The organism is Tepidibacter mesophilus (genome assembly GCF_002724055.1).
Taxonomy (GTDB): domain Bacteria; phylum Bacillota; class Clostridia; order Peptostreptococcales; family Peptostreptococcaceae; genus Tepidibacter_A; species Tepidibacter_A mesophilus.
This window is the reverse complement of record NZ_BDQY01000016.1, coordinates 27,565-45,427: the sequence shown is the minus strand read 5'-3', so window position 1 is coordinate 45,427 and position 17,863 is coordinate 27,565. Positions and strand designations below refer to the sequence as shown.

Below are 17,863 nucleotides of genomic sequence, written 5' to 3'. Positions count from 1 at the left end.
AGAATAACTGAAGTAACCCCCTTCATAAAATTACTGAGGGGGTTTTTTAATGAACAAAATTTGGTTTTATATGATTTCTATTGGGATAATAAATAGTATATTTATGGGAAAGCTTCCTGAGCTTAATATGGTCATAATGAACGAAGCTTCAAGGGGTATAGAATTTGTTATAAGTCTTATAAGTATAATGGCTCTTTGGATGGGGATAATGAATATAGCTAAAGAATCTGGGCTTGTAGATAGAATAGGAAAGTCTTTATACTGTGTTATGAATAAATTATTTCCATCTATTCCCAAAAAGAGTAAAGCGCTATCATACATGATAATGAATATGTCACTTAATATACTAGGAGCTTCTAATGGTGCTACTGCATTTGGCTTAAAGGCCATGGAAGAACTCCAAGAAATAAATCCTAAAAAAAATACAGCGACAAACGATATGATAATGTTTTTAGTTATAAATATGTCATCGGTTCAATTAGTTCCATTCACAGTTCTTAAGGTAAGAATGGATGAGGGTGCATCTAATCCAAATGAAATAATAATTACCACCTTAATAGCGACTGCAGTATCTACAATAGTGGGTATAATATCGTGCAAAATGCTTCAAAGGAGGTATTGAAATGGATTTTTTTTCTAATATATTAATCCCAATTATAATACTAATAATAATTGCATATGGGAAATACAAAGGCATAGATATATATGATAGTTTTATAAGAGGAGCATTTGATGGAATAAAAACTACATATAAAATATCACCGTACATATTAGGAATATTCTTAGCGATAGGAATATTTAAAGTTGGATATGGGATAGAAATACTTGAGTATATATTTTCTCCTATACTCAAAATATTTTCTATACCTAAAGAATTATTATCATTGATAATAATAAAACCGTTATCTGGAAGCGGAACACTTGCTATATATAAGGATATTATACCGAGGGTAGGAATCGATACATTAAAAGAAAAAATGGGAGCTACAATAGTTGGCTCATCTGAGACTATATTTTACACAATGGCTATATACTATGGAAACTTAAAGATAAAAAATATAAGACATACATTAGTGTGTGCTCTTATAAGCCATATGGCTGGAGTGTTAGCATCTGTCTTTATATGCAATATTCTTTTTAGCTAAAAAATATTCTTATTAAAACCTTATATTTAAACTAGTATATCCTAAATATTAGATTTTAAATCTCAACTATATCTCCAATTATTTACTTGAATTAAAAATCATATAATTCATAAAATAACTAGGTAATTAGGTCAAAGTTATATAAATTTTTAAAGAGAATAAAGTTGCTGTATTCAAAGGGAGGGTACTATTATGAGTAAAAGAAACAAGACAAAAAAAATGGGAACTACTAAGAGTGCAGAAATTAGTAAAGGAGAAACTGCAAAGAGTATGGGATTAGAATTTGCAAACGAGTTTGTATCAGAAATGGGTTCTAAATTTGCAGCAACACCTGGGAAAGCATCTAAGTCTAATAAGAAAAATAAAAAATAAAAATAAATAATAAATAGTAAAGAAGAAGCAGAAATCTGCTTCTTCTTTACTTTCTAGGAAATTATAATATTTATTACCATTTATTTACTTGAATTAAAAACTATATAATTCATAAAATAACTAGGACAATTAAGTTAAAGATATATGACTTAAAAAAAATTGTTTAATTGAAAAGGGAGGATATTATTATGAATAACAAAAATAAGTCAAACAAGAATGCGGAAATGAGTGCAAGAGAAGCTTCAAAGAAAATGGGATTAGAATTTGGAACTGAGTTAGGATCAGAAGAAATGGGTGCAAAATTTGCAGAAGGACCAAATAGTCCTAAATCTAACAAATCACCTAATGCTAACCAAAAGAGAAATAGAAAAAATAATAAATAATTGAAAAAGAAGCAGATTTCTGCTTCTTTTTCAATTATTCACTAGAATTAAAAACTATATAGTTTTTGAAATAATTTAGAGAACTCAATTCAAGCTATATAACTTTATTAAAGAAAATAAAAGATATATTATAAAGGGGGGTGTTATTATGCCTAAGAAGAAAAAAGGTAATAAAACAGGAGTAGATATAAGTGCAGAAATTAATGCAAGAGAAGCTACAAAGAGAATGGGATTAGAGTATGGAAGTGAGCTTTTAACAGAAGCAGTGGGAACAGATTTTGTAGAAGGACCTAATGCTAGTGAAAAAACAAGCAAAAAAAATGATAAAACGAATACTAAGACGAAATACTAAATAAGAAGCAGATTTCTGCTTCTTATTTTACTCTATAGGAAATTACAAAACAATTACAGATTTTTCGGAAAAGTGATATAATATTTATGAAAATAAAGGTTTAGATAGGGGGAGATTTTGAGAAATATGAAATTTAAGTTTAGTGATTTTTTGATGAGTATATCTACCGCTTTAGATTTCATAGAAATAGATGTATTGTCGGTAGAAACAAATCATTTAAAGCGAGTAGCATATGTATCGCTAAGACTAGCACAATATTTTAATTTAACAATACAAGAGCAAATAGATACAGTATCATTTAGCATACTTCACGACAATGGTCTTACTCAGACTCTTTTAAATAATAAAGTAAGATACAATGATTTAAAAGAATTTTATCAAAGAGAATCATTTAAGGAGCATTGCATTGTTGGAGAGCATAATGTTAAATCCTTTCCTTTTTTAACTAAACATAAAAATATAATAAAATATCATCATGAGACATATGATGGTAAAGGATTCTTTAGGATAAAGGGCGATAATATTCCATTAATAGCTCAATTTATAGCATTTTCAGATTATATAGACTTTGTATTTAAATATAAAAAAGTAGATGATAAAAAGAAAGAAAAACTTATAAAATACATAAAAGAACAAAAAAATAAAAGATTCAGTGGCAAAATAGTAGATGCATTTTTAGAAATATCAGGTGAAGATGGATTCTGGTACTTATTAAACGATGATAATATAGAGAGAACTTTAAAGTTAGAGATTCCTTTATATGAACAAAAAACAGATATAGATAATATATTAAAAATAATGAATGTATTTTCAAAGATAATAGACAGTAAGTCTCAGTTTACTGAAAAACATAGTGATGGGTTATCAAAAAAAATATGTAAGATGTGCGAAAGTTACAATTATGATTATAATGAGAAAATAAAGTTAATTATAGCCGGAAAACTGCATGATATAGGCAAATTAGCAATACCTATAGAAATACTAGATAAGCCTAAAAAACTAGATAATGAAGAAATATTGATAATGAAAAAACATTCATACTATACTAATAAATGTTTGTCTAATATAGATGGGTTTGAGGATATAGCCAAATGGGCATCGAATCATCATGAAAAGTTAAATGGAACTGGATATCCTAAAGGTCTTAAAGCTCATGAATTAGATTTTAATTCAAGACTTGTAGCTTGCCTTGATATATATCAGGCTCTAACAGAAGAAAGACCATACAAAAAATCATTTTCGCATAAAGAAGCTATAGATATATTAAAGAATATGGCATTAAATAATCAGATAGACATTGATATTACAAATGATATAGATAAAGTTTTTGAATCCAGTTAAAAATATAAGTAATATACTTGACATTATGAGGATAATTATATAGAATTTTGGTTAAAATGATATAAATATTATTATAAGCGTTGAAGGAAAGAGTAGATAAAGATATCTTCTAAAGAGAGCTATGTATGGTGAAAGATAGCGTTGAGGTCTTTATTGAATATGGCTCTGGAGCTTTTTAGTTGAGAAAGTATTAGCTTTTAAGATTAAAACGATTAGACCCGTTAAAAGTCTACTAAGATACTCAAAACTTTTGAGTAAATTAGGGTGGTACCGTGAGAATATACTCGCCCCTACTATTTAGTAGGGGCGATTTTATTTTTAAGCAACAGAGTCGTGAGACTTGTTGGCGACATGAGTAACCGCGTTAGCGAGTAGACGAATTTTTGAAGGAGGAAATATAATGTCAAATAAAACTTTTTATGTTACAACTCCAATATATTACCCTAGTGGAAGACTTCATATTGGACACACTTATACAACAGTAGCGGCAGATGCTATAGCTAGATTTAAGCGTTTTTGTGGATATGATGTTAAATTTTTAACTGGAACAGATGAACATGGAGAAAAAATACAAAAAGCTGCTAAAGCAAAAGGGTTAACTGAAATAGAGTACTTAGACAATATAGTAGGAGAAATAAAGGATCTTTGGAAAACTATGGATATATCTTATGATGATTTTATTAGAACTACTGAAGATAGACATAAAGATATAGTTCAAAAGATATTTACTAAATTACACGACAAGGGAGATATATATAAGGGTGCTTATGAAGGATGGTATTGTACTCCTTGTGAGAGTTTTTGGACTGAGACTCAACTTCTTGAAGGAAATAAATGCCCAGATTGTGGTAGAGAAGTTTATGTAGCAAAAGAAGAGGCTTATTTCTTTAAATTATCTAAGTATCAAGATAGACTTATCAAATACTTTGAAGAAAATCCAGATTTTTGCTTCCCTGAATCTAGAAAAAATGAGATGTTAAATAATTTCTTAAAAGCTGGACTTGATGATTTATGCGTTTCACGTACAACTTTTGACTGGGGAATTAAGGTACCTCTTGATAGCAAGCATGTAGTGTATGTATGGCTTGATGCTCTTTGCAACTATATAACGGCTTTAGGATATTTGAGCGAAGATGAGACTGAGTACAATAAGTTCTGGCCTGCAGATGTTCATATAGTAGGAAAGGAAATTGTTAGATTCCATACTATAATATGGCCAGCAATACTTATGGCTCTAGACTTACCTCTTCCTAAGAAGGTATACGGCCATGGCTGGATATTATTTGCAGACGACAAAATGTCAAAATCAAAAGGAAACATAGTATACCCTGAGCCTCTAATAGAAAAATACGGTATAGATGCGCTTAAATATTTCCTACTTAAAGAATTTACATTCGGTCAAGATGGAAGCTATACTAACAAAAACTTCTTAACAAGAATAAACTCAGATCTTGCAAATGATATAGGAAACTTAGTAAGTAGAACTGTTGCAATGGTTATAAAATATAGAGAAGGATTACTTCCAAGTCCTAAGACACTGGGAGATTATCATGAACAACTAATAGATATGTCAAGCTCTGCATTTAAAAAAGTAGAAGATGCTATGGATAGGCTTCAATTTAGTGAAGCATTAGAAGTAATATTCAAGATTGTAAGAAGAAGTAATAAATATATAGACGAGACTATGCCATGGGCTCTTGCTAAAGATGAAGAAAAACAAGACGAATTAGACACTGTTTTATATAACTTAACAGAAGCTATAAGAATAGTATCAGTTTTAATAAGCCCATTTATGAATGAAACTGCAAACAAGATATATAAGCAGCTTGGAATAAATGATCAAGCTGATATACTTACTTGGGAGAGTACTCATGAATTTGGTCAAATAAAAGAAGGAACAAAAGTTTCAAAGGGAGAAGTTTTATTTCCAAGAATAGACATAGAAAAAGAAGTAGAAGAGCTTGAAGAAATGTTTTCAGATAAGCCAAAAGTAGAAGAAGTTAAATTAAACCATAAAGAAGAAATAACAATAGATGAATTCGATAAAGTAGAACTAAGAGTAGCTAAAATAATAGAGGCATCAAAACACCCAAAAGCTGATAAGCTTTTAGTATTTAAAGTACAGCTTGCAAATGAGCAAAGACAAATAGTATCTGGAATAGCAAAACACTTCAACCCAGACGATTTAGTAGGAAAGCAAGTTATGGTAGTATGTAACTTAAAACCTGTTAAATTAAGAGGTGTTGAATCTCAAGGGATGATACTATCAGCAGCAACAGATGATGATTCATTACTAGTGCTTCCAACTATAGAGGGAATAGACTCTGGCAGCGAAATAAGATAGAGGTGAAATATGTTATTTGATACACACTCACACTTAACAGATAATAGATTTAATGAAGATAGAGAAGAAGTAATTAAAAAAATAAGAGAATCGGGAGTAGAACTACTTCTAAATCCAGGAGCAGATATACCATCTTCTTTAAAAGCGGTAGAATTATCTAAAAAACATGATTTTATATACGCATCAGTTGGAGTACATCCTCATGATGTTGAAGATATGGATGAAGGAAGCATAGAAGTTTTAAGAGAACTAGCAAAAAATGAAAAAGTAGTTGCAATAGGAGAGATTGGACTTGATTACTATTATGATAATTCTCCAAGAGATCTTCAAAGGAAATGGTTTGAGGAGCAAATTAAGCTAGCAAATGAACTAAAACTTCCTATAATAATTCATGATAGAGATGCTCATCAAGATACACTAGATATAATTAAAAACACAAAAAGTGAAGAAATAGGATGTGTTTTGCACTGCTATTCAGGAAATGTAGAACTTGCAAAAGAGTACATCAAAATGGGATGTATGATATCAATAGCAGGCCCTGTAACATTTAAAAACAATAAAAAAACAATAGAGGTAATAAAACAAATTCCTCTAGACAATCTGTTAATAGAAACAGATTCTCCATACCTTACACCGCATCCTCATAGAGGAAAAAGAAATGACTCATCATATGTAAGATATATAGCTGAGACAATAGCTATAGAGAAGGAAATATCATACGAAACAGTATGTGAAGTTACAAAAGAAAATGGAAAAAGATTTTTTAATATAAAATAGAAAAAAAGATGGTTATTTTTTAATAGCCATCTTTTTTGTTGTTAATCCTAATAAAATCTCTAAATATAACTACTTTAGCCTGAAATTGAGATTATTTAAATACCGCTACTTAATTAATATTTTTATACAACTAAAGATTGCACCTGCTGAATATACTAAAACTTTTAAACTCCCTGTGGTCAAACAAAAAAGTTTCTTAACGTATATTCAGCAGACGCAATCTAAGTTATATAGAAAAATATTAATTGAAAAGTAGCTAACATTTAAATAATCCCAATTTCTAATATGGTTTATTAGTGTTTATATACATATACATAAGATATTTTTAAAGATATAAAAACTCAGTTGGAATAAAAGATCTATGTGAATTAAGTTTCGTTTTATAAGGAGGTAAGATTTTATTAAATAATTAGAAAATAAAACAAAAAACTATCTATGGAAATGTTAGCGAATGCCTTTAGACATTTTGAGTAATATAACTTAGTTTTTGTCGTTTAATAATTCGTTAAGAAATTTGCGTGTCTGAGCGTAGTGAGTTCGTAAATTTTAGGATTATTAATAAGACAAAAGCTTAGTTGTATTCAAAATATAGTTGTATGAGTGGTATTTTCATAGATAGTTTTAATAACCCACTAAGTCAAAAAAAATGGATTTACATCACGTCTACCATTAAAACACAAAAAATAAAGGAAATCCCTAATTTACAAATAATATTATATAAATGAGTAATAAAACACATCATAAAAACATATCATAGAAACTAAGGAAAAACACAAACCCTCATTGAAAAAAATATTTTCAAAACAAAGTATGTATATAAATATAAACAATAGTAAATAATAGAAAAACAGTGAAAATTGAAACAAAAATTTGACAATAATAAATAAATCGAATATAATGTATCAAGTCTTTACGGGAGGGTCTTTTCCAACCAAAAAAAGGAGGGATCTATATGAGACTTAAACTTATTAAAATGTTAATAAACAACAGAATATGGAAGATTGAAGAAGCTTTAAAAAATAAAAAAGTATACACTACAGTAATAGCTATAGCCTTGGTTATTACATGCACTTCAATATATTACGCACTAGAAAATGACGTTACAGTAACAGTAGATAATAAAAATCAAGAAATACAAACTTTTTCAAATACAGTTCAAGAATTGCTAAAAGAGCAAAATATTGAATTAGGTAAAAATGATAAAGTCCTCCCCAATTTAAATTCAAAACTAAAAGACAATATGAAAATAACAGTTAAAAGAGCATTTGAAGTAAAATTAGCTTTAAATGGAGAACAACAAACAATAATAACTACACAAGACACTGTAGAGGGTTTGTTAAAAGAAAATAAAATACCTGTATCAGAACTGGACAAGGTAGTTCCAAGTCTAGATCATAAGCTAACTAAAAATGACGAGATAAAGATAGTAAAAGTTGAAGAAAAATTAGTTGTTCACAATGAAGACGTTGGATATGAAGTTGAAACTGTATACGACAATAATCTTGAAATGGGAAAAATTCAAAAAGTACAAAATGGATCTTATGGTAAAAAAGAAGTTACTTACAAAGTAAGATACAGTGATGGAAAAGAAGAAAGTAGAATATTAGTTTCTGAAAATACTATACAAAAACCAACTAATGAAATAGTAAAGAAGGGAACTAAAGATTTTATAGTTACATCAAGAGGTGAGACAAAAACATTTAAAAAAGCACTAATTGTAAGTGCTAGTGCTTATACTGCCGGATTCGAAAGCACAGGCAAAAGACCTGGAGATAAAGGATATGGAAAAACATATATGGGAACAACGGTAAGACCAGGAGTTATAGCTGTAGATCCAAAGGTTATACCTCTAGGAAGTAAGGTTTACATACCGAATCTTGGAATTACATGTGTAGCAGAAGACATAGGTGGAGCTATAAAAGGAAATAAAATAGACATATACATGAATAGTTTATCAAGAGCAAATTCATTTGGAAGAAAAAATCTACAAGTATATGTTTTAAAATAATTTAATATTAATAATAAGTATTCCCAATATTATTTTTGTTGAAAATAATATTGGGAATTTTAATTATACATCAATAAGATTTTCGTATATAATTAACATAGCAATATGACTATATGTTAGTATAAGCGAATTCGAATATAGATTTTAGAGGTGGTTAATCTGATTAAAGAAATAATAGTAGTTGAAGGAAGAGATGATGTAACAGCAGTCAAAAAGGCAGTAGATGCTGAACTTATAACAACAGGTGGATTTGGGTTTCCAAAAGGAGTTATGAGCAGAATTAAAGAAGCCCAAAAAAGAAGAGGAGTTATAATCTTTACTGACCCTGATTTTGCAGGAGAAAAAATAAGAAAGAAAATAGCAGCTGAAATACCTGGGTGCAAGCATGCATTCTTGCCAAGAGAAGAAGCTATAAAAGATGGAGATATAGGAATTGAGAATGCATCTGTTAAAAGTATATTAGCAGCTTTAGATAAAGTCAGAACTGAGAATGTAAAAAAAAGAGATGAATTTACTCAAAGAGATTTAGTTAGAAATGGACTTATAGGATTTGAAGATGCATCAAAAAAAAGAGATGAAATTGGAAAAGTGTTAGGAATAGGATATGGAAATGCAAAGCAGTTTTTAAGTAGACTTAACAACTATGGAGTAACGAGAGAAGAATTTGATGAATCACTTAAAAATATAAATAAATAGGAGAGATCACATGGAAAAACTTTCAACATACAGAAATACCAAAGATATAGTAGATAAATATGGATTTAAATTTTCAAAATCCCTTGGACAAAATTTCTTAATAGATTCTAATATAATAGATAAAATAATAAATGGAGCAAGAATAACTGAAGATGATTACGTAGTTGAAATAGGACCAGGAATAGGTACATTGACTAAAGAAATATCAAAGATTGCTAAAAAAGTGGTAGCAGTAGAAATAGACAAGAAATTAATACCTATACTTAAAGATACTTTATCTGAATGTGATAACGTAGAGGTTGTAAATCAAGATGTATTAAAGGTTGATATAAAACAGCTCGTAGATGAAAAACTGGATGGAAAACCTATAAAGCTTGTTGCAAATCTTCCTTACTATATAACAACACCTATTGTAATGAAGTTTTTAGAAGAAGATATTGTTGTAAGTGATATAGTTGTTATGGTTCAAAAGGAAGTAGCAGATAGAATGAGTGCAGTTCCATCGACTAAAGATTATGGATCATTGTCAGTGGCAGTACAATACTATAGTGAACCTCATATAGTTGCAAAAGTTCCAAGAAGTATGTTCGTACCTCAACCTAATGTAGACTCTACAGTAATAGCTTTAAGAGCTCATAATGAGATAAAGCATGATTTAAAGGATAAAGACTTATTCTTTAAAGTAGTAAAAGCAGCTTTTTCAAAGAGAAGAAAAACTATATTAAATGCAATCAGCTCATACGATATAGACCTTTCTAAAGAAGAAGTAAATCAAATACTAGAAGAAGCATCAATAGATGCTAAAAGAAGAGGAGAAACTTTATCTATAGATGAATTTGCTAATTTAGCTAATAAAGTATATGATAAATTAAAAGATAAATAAATATTATGTTTAATTAAAATGAAGCTCATTGAGATAACGCCATTTGGCTAATATTTAAGTGAGCTTCATTTTAATATCACAATAAAAATAATCAATATACATGCATTTTATCTTCCCTCAAAACATATAAGTAGTAATATAGATTTATTTCAATGGGGGGATAGAGTTGAGAAGAAGATATAAAAGAGATTATATGATATTAGAATCAAAAGACCCATCATTTAGATTAAAAGAAAAAATATCACCTAAGGCATTCGCAAAGATTGAAACTAAAGAAGAAAAAGTAAATATAATGATTTACGTTGAAAATGTAAAATACGTTAAATCAGGATATAGAATAATTCTAATACAAGATGATTTAACTACTAAAGATATAGGTAGAGTTTTGGTAAATGAAAGCGGTAAGGGAGAATTCAAGATAAATTTTGATGAAAATGACTTAGACGTAAAAAGTATAGCACTAACACATGAGAACGATATACCTCTAATAGGATTTAAAGGAAAGAGGATAGATAATTACGAAGAACTTATTAATAAGAATATAAAAAGAGAAGAATATGTAGTAGAAGATTCTAATAAAGAAGATGAAATAGAGATAATTCTTGAGCCAAGAAAAGAAAGGATAGAGATTGAGTTAGAGGAAGAAGAGGAACAAGAAGAAGAGGAACAAGAAGAAGAGGAACAAGAAGAGGAACAAGAGGAAGAGGAACAAGAGCAGGAAGATTTGGAAAGAATAGAAGACTTGAAAAATGAAAAAAAAAAAAAAGAAGAAGAAATTCCTTATTCGCAAAAAGAAAAGATAGAAGAAAAAATAGATTATAGTCAAGATCAAGGTATAGATAGAAAAGAATGTAGTCAGAAAGAAGAGAGAGTATATCTTGTACCTAGAAAGTTAAAAAAATTATTAAATAAACATAAGGAGATAAAACCATTCATAAAAGATATAGACAATACGAGATGGTGGAGAATAGACATAAATCCTCTAACTATGTGTAGCTATACAATGCCATACCTAGGATATATAAACTATATAAACTATACTATATACTCAGATGTTACTTCTTTGTCATACAAGTATAGACATTATATATTTGGCATAAAATATAGCTGTGATGGAAATAGGAAGTATTATGTGTATGGAATACCAGGAAGACGCAATGAGCAACCAGACGAGGGTGAAACTGGTTTTTGTAACTTCGTACCATGTGATAATAAAAACAAAACTTATGGATATTGGATATGCTGCATAGATTGCAAAAGTAGACTAATAGCAGTAGCAGATAAATAAATTTTAAAATACGATAGTCGATTTTTTAAATTTAAAAAATTCACTATCGTATTTTTTTGTAAAGAAACAACGTATGATATTAAATATATTATTTAAATCAGTTTTTATTTTAAAATAAAAATGATATAATAATGACTTGGATGGATATGGATTAATATAATGGCTGATAATAAATAAAATAATATTGGGTATAATAAAGATAAAAAATATATGGTTTGACTAAAATTAATAATACTATATATATGGGTATTTAGCTTATAAAGTTGAATACCCATTATCAAATTAGGAGGGTATTATGGAAACAAGATATGAAGAATCAACAAACGTCACCATAAAATCTATAGTAATAAATATTGTATTAACAGTTATAAAGTTATTGGCAGGTTTTTTTGGGAACTCTAATGCAATGCTTGCAGATGGTATGCATTCTGCTTCGGATATAGCTACATCTATAGGAGTGTTAATTGGAAATTATATATCCAAAAAACCACACGATAGTGAGCACAACTACGGCCATGAAAAGGCTGAAACTTTAGTTGCATTTGTCTTATCACTAGTTCTATTATTTGTTGGGGCTGAGATAGGAATTAATTCTTTTAAGCTTTTATTTAACTTAGATAAGGTAAAAACGCCTAATATGCTTCCGTTAATAGTTGGTATTGTATCTATTTTCTTTAAAGAGTACCAGTACTACATAACTATAAAGGTAGCGAATAAAATAAATTCCCCATCCCTTAAGGCTGATGCATGGCACCATAGATCAGACTCTTTATCAACTGTTGGAGCTTTGATAGGAATAACGGGATCTATGCTTGGATTTAAGGTCTTAGATCCGCTTGCAGGAGTATTAGTATCGTTGTTCGTAATAAAAGTGGGTATAGATATATTAATGTCATCATCTAATGACCTTATGGATTATTCTATAGAGAAGGAAGAAAAAGATAAGCTTAATGATATAGCTATGAATACAGGTGGAGTTTGTAATGTAAAAAGCTTTAAGAGTAGACGCCATGGCGCCATGGCATACATAGATTTAACAATATGTGTAGATGGAAAAATCAGTGTATTTGATGGTCATGAAATAGCACACAATATAGAAAAAAATATAATAAATAGTTCAGATAATATAAAAGCTGTTATAGTCCACGTTGAACCTAAAATGGATTGGTGCAAAAAATGTAATCATAAGAATACAATATAATGAGGTGATATAGTGAATAAAAAAGTTATAAAATCAATACTAATATTTTCATCAGTAGTATTTATACTAAGTTTTTTTATAACAAGCTTAAAGACCAAACCAAAAGAAAATCAAGTAACAACTACAGCAGCTCAAGAATCAAACCTTATGGACTCATTATTAAAAGAACAAAGTATAAAACTATCAAACAACAATATGCAAGATATAACAATGGAAGAAGACTATTTAAACGACTTTAGATACTATATCCAAAAAAGCAACAAAATAGAAAAAGTTGAATTTGAAGAAGTATTAACTGGATATTCAGATAATATAAAGTTTAGTACAGACCTTAACTATATAAAAATAATGAATGATAAAAAAACTCAATACTTTGATATATCAGATGAACAAATAAAAGGACTAAAAAAACTTATTGATAAATCTATAAATACATCATTTGATACTATAAAAAAAGCTAAAGAAATAAAAGAAGTTCAAATATCATATAAGAACAAGAAAAAACAAATTGAAAATATAAAAGAATTCAATGAAAAACTACATAAGAAATCAAGCATAAGCGAGTACAAAGCATCAAAACTTATGGCTGAGGTTAAAGAAAACTTCGATATAAACATAAAAATAGATGGCTACGATATATACGCAAAAACATTAGGAAAAACAGGACTTGGAATATATCATAAAGACTATGCTGCATACTATGAAATAGATGATACATTATACAACTATTTATGCGATGTATTATTTATATCGAAAAATGATAATGAATCAGATGAAATAACATCAGATGAAAGAGAATATGAATGGGTTCAAACAATAAAAGTAGAAGATAAGGTAAATGATATAAAAGAAGAGCTAAAAGGAGAACTAAAGGACGAATTAATAAGAACTTTATTTGGAGAGATTAAAGAACCAGTTGAATTTAAAGAATATGAATTTAAAAGATACAATTTGAAACTTAAAGGTGAATCAAAAGAACAAGAAATAATAGTCTACGAAAATCATATAAAAATAAATGATAAATACTATAAAATAAATGGAGCAGATTTAATTGTAGACTCTGTGGTTAATAATATTTAAATAAAAAGATATTTTAAGAGTAAAATTTCATAAATAAATTAGTGGTTAAGCAAAAAATTACGCTCATTTAAATACCGCTACTTAATTAATGTTTTTATAAAACTTTATAGATTGTGCTGTTAAAATATCCTAAAACTTCTTAAACTCCCTACGGTCAGACAAAGAAGTTTCTTAACGGATATTTTAACAGCACAATCTAAGTTTTATGAAAAAACATTAATCCAAAAGTAGCTAACATCTAAATAAGCGTAATTTTTATATTGGTAAGTAAATACTAATGATTTATATAGTTTACTGCTGTCGCAGAGTTCTATTTTAGCAATGAATCTAGCTATATTCTAAGATTTACAATTATTATACTAAGTGTATATTTTGCTTCCTAAGCGGAGCTAATAGAATCTGTATAAAAAGTCATTATAACGATATGCGATAATTATAGAGTTACTATTAGGATGGTAATTCTTTAGTAGAGGTCAAGGTTACTTTTACTATATAGAAATAATACTAAAAACTGTCTATAAAAATGTTAGAGAATGCTTATAGATATTTTGATTAATATAACTTAGTTTTTGCTGTTTAATAATCCGTTAAGAAATTTGCGTGTTTGACCATAGGGAGTTCGTAAATTTTAGGGTTATTAATAAGGCAAAAGCTTAGTTATATTCAAAATATCGTTGTATTCTCGGTATTTTTATAGATAGTTTTGATAACCCACAAAATTTAAGAAAGAAGCATAAAAAATACCTAGATCTCATTTGTACGAAACCTAGGTGTTTAACACTTCAATTATCAATTTGAAAACTAAATCAATTTATCTGCAACCTCATATATACTTCCAGCCCCAGTAGTTATAACAACATCATCCTTCTTAACATTATCTCTTACATAATCAGCAATATCATCAAAATCCTTTATATAAATAACATTTTTATTATAAGCCTTGATCTTTTCAACCAAATCTTTAGAATGAATAGACCCATTATTTTTTTCTCTAGCTGCATATATATCGGTTATTATAACAAAGGAAGCATCATCAAAAGAACATGCAAACTCATCTAAAAGAGAAGAAGTTCTAGTATAAGTATGTGGTTGGAATATGCACCATAGATTTCCGCTACACATGTTCTTAGCTGCTGCTAAAGTAGCTTTAACTTCTGTTGGATGATGAGCATAATCATCTATTATAGTAGCCTCTTTATAAGTACCCTTGTATTCAAATCTTCTTCCAACACCCTTATACTTGCATATATTATCTCTTATAGTATCTTCATCTACTCCAGAAACTAAAGATGCACATATAGCACCTGTTGCATTGTATATATTGTGGAGTCCTGGAACACAAAGATTGAATTTTCCAAGATTCTTATTATCAAGTGATAGGGAGAATGAACCATGCCCGAATTTATTAAATGATATATCACTAATAACCATATTATTATCAACTGACATTCCATATCTTATAGTATTAGAATTAACACCATCTAAAACATCGATACAGTTTACATCATCACCGTTCACTATAAAATATCCATCATCAGGAAGAAGCTTTCCAAACTTATTAAAAGATTCTTTAACATCATCAATACCATCAAAATAATCTAGATGGTCTGCTTCTATATTTAAAACAATAGAAACCTTAGGATTGAAGTTTAAGAAACTATCAACATACTCACAAGCTTCAGTAATGAAGTTTTCTGAATTTCCTATCTTTACATTTCCGCCAATGTCCTTTAAATTACCACCTACAAGTATAGTAGGATCAAGATTAGAATACTCAAAAATTACAGACAACATAGAAGTAGTACTTGTTTTTCCATGAGTTCCTGAAACCGCTATAGAGTTTTTATAATCTTTCATTATTTCACCTAAAAACTCAGCTCTAGACAAAGTATTTATATTTTGAGAATATGCTTCATTAAGCTCCTCATTATCATCACTTATAGCAGCAGTATAAACTACTAAATTTATATCATCAGTTATGTTTTGTTTTTTGTGACCAATGAATACACTTATGCCTTGCTTTCTTAAATTAGTAACAGTATCTGAATCTTTAAAATCAGAACCAGAAACCACATAGCCTTTATTTAAGCATATCTTAGCTAGTGCACTCATGCTTATTCCACCTATTCCTATAAAGTGTACATGCATCTAAAATCAACTCTCCTTAATAACTAATATTGTGTTATAATAAAAAAGTCTGTATTTAAAAATTTCAAAATGAAGACTTTTATGAAACTCATAACGGAAACTATAATAAAAGATTTAAAAATAGACTTTTTTGAAATAAATAATATAAATAGATAAAAAACATACAACTTACATTTTTTTCAATAAATTACAAATAATAAATTGCATCTACTATTATTAATATGTATAAAACGTAAATTCTATTATAACATAATAATATATTTTATCCCTAAGGAAATTATATAATTTTTGAATTTTGGGTAACTTTGATTGAAAATTTACATTTGCAGCTATTTTTGATTAACAGAAACCGTAGGGATCGTTGGCGACATGAGTCAGTGCGTAGCGACTAGACGAATTTTTTAGTGGTTGAGTTGTATAAATTTATTGTTCAAAACAATTTAACAGGAGGTAATATATGAAATTTAAAAGAACTGAAAGAATTGGAGCCATAGTTAAAATACTTTCAGATAACCCAAATAAAGTATTTACATTAAGTTATTTTACTGAAAAATTTAACGCTGCAAAATCTACTGTAAGTGAAGATATATTAGTTGTGAAAAATGTATTTGAAAAATTAGATTTAGGAAAAGTTATAACAATAGCAGGAGCTGCGGGTGGAGTTAAATACATACCAAAAATATCGGCTAAAGATAATGAATTATTTTTAAATGAAATTTGCCAAAAGATAGATGATCCATCAAGAATACTATCTGGAGGATTCTTATATATGATAGATCTTATATACAGTCCAGAAATATCATCTAAAATAGGTAAGATATTTGCATCATATATAGATTATAGCCAAGCAGATTATGTAGTGACAATAGAGACCAAAGGTATCCCTATGGCACTTATGACAGCAAAAGCTATGAACTTACCTCTTCTTATAATAAGAAAAGATACAAAGGCATCAGAAGGTTCATCTCTTAATATAACATATGTATCTGGAAGTAAGAATATAGTTCAAACTATGACGCTTCCTAGAAAGGCATTGAAAGAAGGATCTAAGGTGATATTAATAGATGACTTCATGAGAGGTGGAGGAACACTAAAAGGTATGCAAGATCTTATGAATGAATTTAATGCTGAGGTTATAGGAAAAGGGGTTTTAATATCAACAACTACTCCTAATGAAAAGCTTGTAAAAGATTACGTGTCTTTAATAGATTTAAAAGAGATAGATGAATTAAATGGAGTTATAAAAGTTGAACCTAATAAAAATTTTATAATAGATTAGTATAAAAAATGTAATTCTTAACAAGAATTACATTTTTTTTGCTTAAAAACAATACAATAGGATAATGTGTGAAAATCAGTGAAGTTTACATAAAAATTGTAAAAAAATTAAAAGGGAATTGAAAAAGTTTGTAGAATATATTACCATAGAATATATTACCATAGAACATATTAACAACAATGTAACTTTTTATGATTTTTATTTTAGAAAAGTATACATTTAAAAACTTAAGAGAAAGACTTTTGTATAAAGGGGAGTGGGTATTTTGGAAATAACAGACGTTAGGGTAAGAAAGATAACAGATGATGGAAAAATGAAGGGGATTGTATCTGTAACTTTTAATAATTTATTCGTTGTGCACGATATAAAAATTATAGAAGGTCAAAATGGTCTTTTTATAGCTATGCCAAGTAGAAAGATAACAGAAGGGGAATTTAGAGACATAGCTCATCCTATTAACTCTCATATGAGACAAGTTCTTCAAGACAGCATATTAAATGCTTACGAGGAAGCTTTAGCTAAAATGGAAGTTGCAATGGAATAATATTAAATCGATAAATATACTT

The 17,863-nt window shown here is 28.5% G+C and carries 17 protein-coding genes and 1 other annotated feature; of the genes, 16 read left to right on the top strand and 1 reads right to left on the bottom strand.

The window, feature by feature from the left end:
• Positions 1–49: 49 nt before the first annotated feature.
• The 14 genes from Tmeso_RS10570 (at position 50) to Tmeso_RS10505 (ending at position 13,870) form a co-directional block, all read left to right on the top strand.
• Complete coding sequence (locus tag Tmeso_RS10570) at positions 50–622, top strand: nucleoside recognition domain-containing protein (RefSeq protein ID WP_242967912.1); 573 nt, start codon at positions 50–52, stop codon at positions 620–622.
• 1 nt (position 623) lies between these two features.
• Positions 624–1,145 carry a spore maturation protein gene (locus Tmeso_RS10565; protein ID WP_099190974.1) on the top strand — a complete coding sequence of 174 codons (522 nt, stop codon included), beginning with the start codon at positions 624–626 and terminating at the stop codon, positions 1,143–1,145.
• A 192-nt stretch (positions 1,146–1,337) separates the two neighbouring features.
• Positions 1,338–1,517: a hypothetical protein gene (locus Tmeso_RS10560; protein WP_099190972.1), complete on the top strand. Its 180-nt coding sequence runs from the start codon at positions 1,338–1,340 to the stop codon at positions 1,515–1,517.
• Between the two features lie 188 nt (positions 1,518–1,705).
• The gene (locus Tmeso_RS10555; protein ID WP_099190970.1) at positions 1,706–1,900 is read left to right on the top strand and encodes a hypothetical protein; all 195 of its coding nucleotides are present in this window, start codon (positions 1,706–1,708) and stop codon (positions 1,898–1,900) included.
• 148 nt (positions 1,901–2,048) lie between these two features.
• Positions 2,049–2,252 carry a hypothetical protein gene (locus Tmeso_RS10550; protein ID WP_099190968.1) on the top strand — a complete coding sequence of 68 codons (204 nt, stop codon included), beginning with the start codon at positions 2,049–2,051 and terminating at the stop codon, positions 2,250–2,252.
• A 126-nt stretch (positions 2,253–2,378) separates the two neighbouring features.
• On the top strand, positions 2,379–3,593 hold the full coding sequence (locus Tmeso_RS10545; protein WP_099191040.1) for an HD-GYP domain-containing protein: 1,215 nt from the start codon (positions 2,379–2,381) through the stop codon (positions 3,591–3,593).
• Positions 3,594–3,664: 71 nt separating this feature from the next.
• Positions 3,665–3,888: a binding site (T-box leader), on the top strand.
• Positions 3,889–3,993: 105 nt separating this feature from the next.
• Positions 3,994–5,937 (top strand): methionine--tRNA ligase, encoded by a 1,944-nt coding sequence (gene metG, locus Tmeso_RS10540; RefSeq protein ID WP_099190966.1) that lies wholly within the window; start codon positions 3,994–3,996, stop codon positions 5,935–5,937.
• A gap of 9 nt (positions 5,938–5,946) precedes the next feature.
• Positions 5,947–6,714 (top strand): TatD family hydrolase, encoded by a 768-nt coding sequence (locus Tmeso_RS10535; RefSeq protein ID WP_099190964.1) that lies wholly within the window; start codon positions 5,947–5,949, stop codon positions 6,712–6,714.
• A 952-nt stretch (positions 6,715–7,666) separates the two neighbouring features.
• Entirely contained in the window at positions 7,667–8,722 is a 1,056-nt protein-coding gene (locus Tmeso_RS10530; RefSeq protein ID WP_099190962.1) for a 3D domain-containing protein, read from the top strand.
• Between the two features lie 159 nt (positions 8,723–8,881).
• Positions 8,882–9,418 (top strand): ribonuclease M5, encoded by a 537-nt coding sequence (rnmV, locus tag Tmeso_RS10525; protein ID WP_099191038.1) that lies wholly within the window; start codon positions 8,882–8,884, stop codon positions 9,416–9,418.
• A gap of 10 nt (positions 9,419–9,428) precedes the next feature.
• The gene (rsmA, locus tag Tmeso_RS10520) at positions 9,429–10,301 is read left to right on the top strand and encodes a 16S rRNA (adenine(1518)-N(6)/adenine(1519)-N(6))-dimethyltransferase RsmA (protein ID WP_099190960.1); all 873 of its coding nucleotides are present in this window, start codon (positions 9,429–9,431) and stop codon (positions 10,299–10,301) included.
• A gap of 166 nt (positions 10,302–10,467) precedes the next feature.
• Entirely contained in the window at positions 10,468–11,589 is a 1,122-nt protein-coding gene (locus tag Tmeso_RS10515; RefSeq protein ID WP_099190958.1) for a hypothetical protein, read from the top strand.
• Between the two features lie 295 nt (positions 11,590–11,884).
• Positions 11,885–12,790 carry a cation diffusion facilitator family transporter gene (locus tag Tmeso_RS10510; protein ID WP_099190956.1) on the top strand — a complete coding sequence of 302 codons (906 nt, stop codon included), beginning with the start codon at positions 11,885–11,887 and terminating at the stop codon, positions 12,788–12,790.
• Positions 12,791–12,802: 12 nt separating this feature from the next.
• Positions 12,803–13,870 (top strand): hypothetical protein, encoded by a 1,068-nt coding sequence (locus tag Tmeso_RS10505; RefSeq protein ID WP_099190954.1) that lies wholly within the window; start codon positions 12,803–12,805, stop codon positions 13,868–13,870.
• An 801-nt stretch (positions 13,871–14,671) separates the two neighbouring features.
• On the opposite strand, the gene murC is transcribed toward Tmeso_RS10505, so the two are convergent.
• Positions 14,672–16,018, bottom strand: a complete 1,347-nt coding sequence (murC, locus tag Tmeso_RS10500) for a UDP-N-acetylmuramate--L-alanine ligase (RefSeq protein ID WP_099190952.1) — start codon at positions 16,016–16,018, stop codon at positions 14,672–14,674.
• Between the two features lie 457 nt (positions 16,019–16,475).
• Here murC and purR point away from each other — a divergent pair, with 457 nt between their 5' ends.
• Together purR and spoVG are read left to right on the top strand one after the other, a co-directional pair.
• Entirely contained in the window at positions 16,476–17,297 is an 822-nt protein-coding gene (purR, locus tag Tmeso_RS10495) for a pur operon repressor (protein WP_099190950.1), read from the top strand.
• 265 nt (positions 17,298–17,562) lie between these two features.
• Positions 17,563–17,841 (top strand): septation regulator SpoVG, encoded by a 279-nt coding sequence (gene spoVG, locus Tmeso_RS10490; protein ID WP_099190948.1) that lies wholly within the window; start codon positions 17,563–17,565, stop codon positions 17,839–17,841.
• Positions 17,842–17,863 lie beyond the last annotated feature (22 nt).

Bases quoted from the DNA above. Each gene is read 5' to 3' on its own strand.
- rsmA (WP_099190960.1), top strand. From the start codon at position 9,429: ATGGAAAAACTTTCAACATACAGAAATACCAAAGATATAGTAGATAAA.
- Tmeso_RS10565 (WP_099190974.1), top strand. From the start codon at position 624: ATGGATTTTTTTTCTAATATATTAATCCCAATTATAATACTAATAATA.
- purR (WP_099190950.1), top strand. From the start codon at position 16,476: ATGAAATTTAAAAGAACTGAAAGAATTGGAGCCATAGTTAAAATACTT.
- murC (WP_099190952.1), bottom strand. From the start codon at position 16,018: ATGCATGTACACTTTATAGGAATAGGTGGAATAAGCATGAGTGCACTA.
- Tmeso_RS10555 (WP_099190970.1), top strand. From the start codon at position 1,706: ATGAATAACAAAAATAAGTCAAACAAGAATGCGGAAATGAGTGCAAGA.
- Tmeso_RS10550 (WP_099190968.1), top strand. From the start codon at position 2,049: ATGCCTAAGAAGAAAAAAGGTAATAAAACAGGAGTAGATATAAGTGCA.
- Tmeso_RS10560 (WP_099190972.1), top strand. From the start codon at position 1,338: ATGAGTAAAAGAAACAAGACAAAAAAAATGGGAACTACTAAGAGTGCA.
- metG (WP_099190966.1), top strand. From the start codon at position 3,994: ATGTCAAATAAAACTTTTTATGTTACAACTCCAATATATTACCCTAGT.
- Tmeso_RS10545 (WP_099191040.1), top strand. From the start codon at position 2,379: ATGAAATTTAAGTTTAGTGATTTTTTGATGAGTATATCTACCGCTTTA.
- Tmeso_RS10530 (WP_099190962.1), top strand. From the start codon at position 7,667: ATGAGACTTAAACTTATTAAAATGTTAATAAACAACAGAATATGGAAG.
- Tmeso_RS10535 (WP_099190964.1), top strand. From the start codon at position 5,947: ATGTTATTTGATACACACTCACACTTAACAGATAATAGATTTAATGAA.
- Tmeso_RS10570 (WP_242967912.1), top strand. From the start codon at position 50: ATGAACAAAATTTGGTTTTATATGATTTCTATTGGGATAATAAATAGT.
- Tmeso_RS10510 (WP_099190956.1), top strand. From the start codon at position 11,885: ATGGAAACAAGATATGAAGAATCAACAAACGTCACCATAAAATCTATA.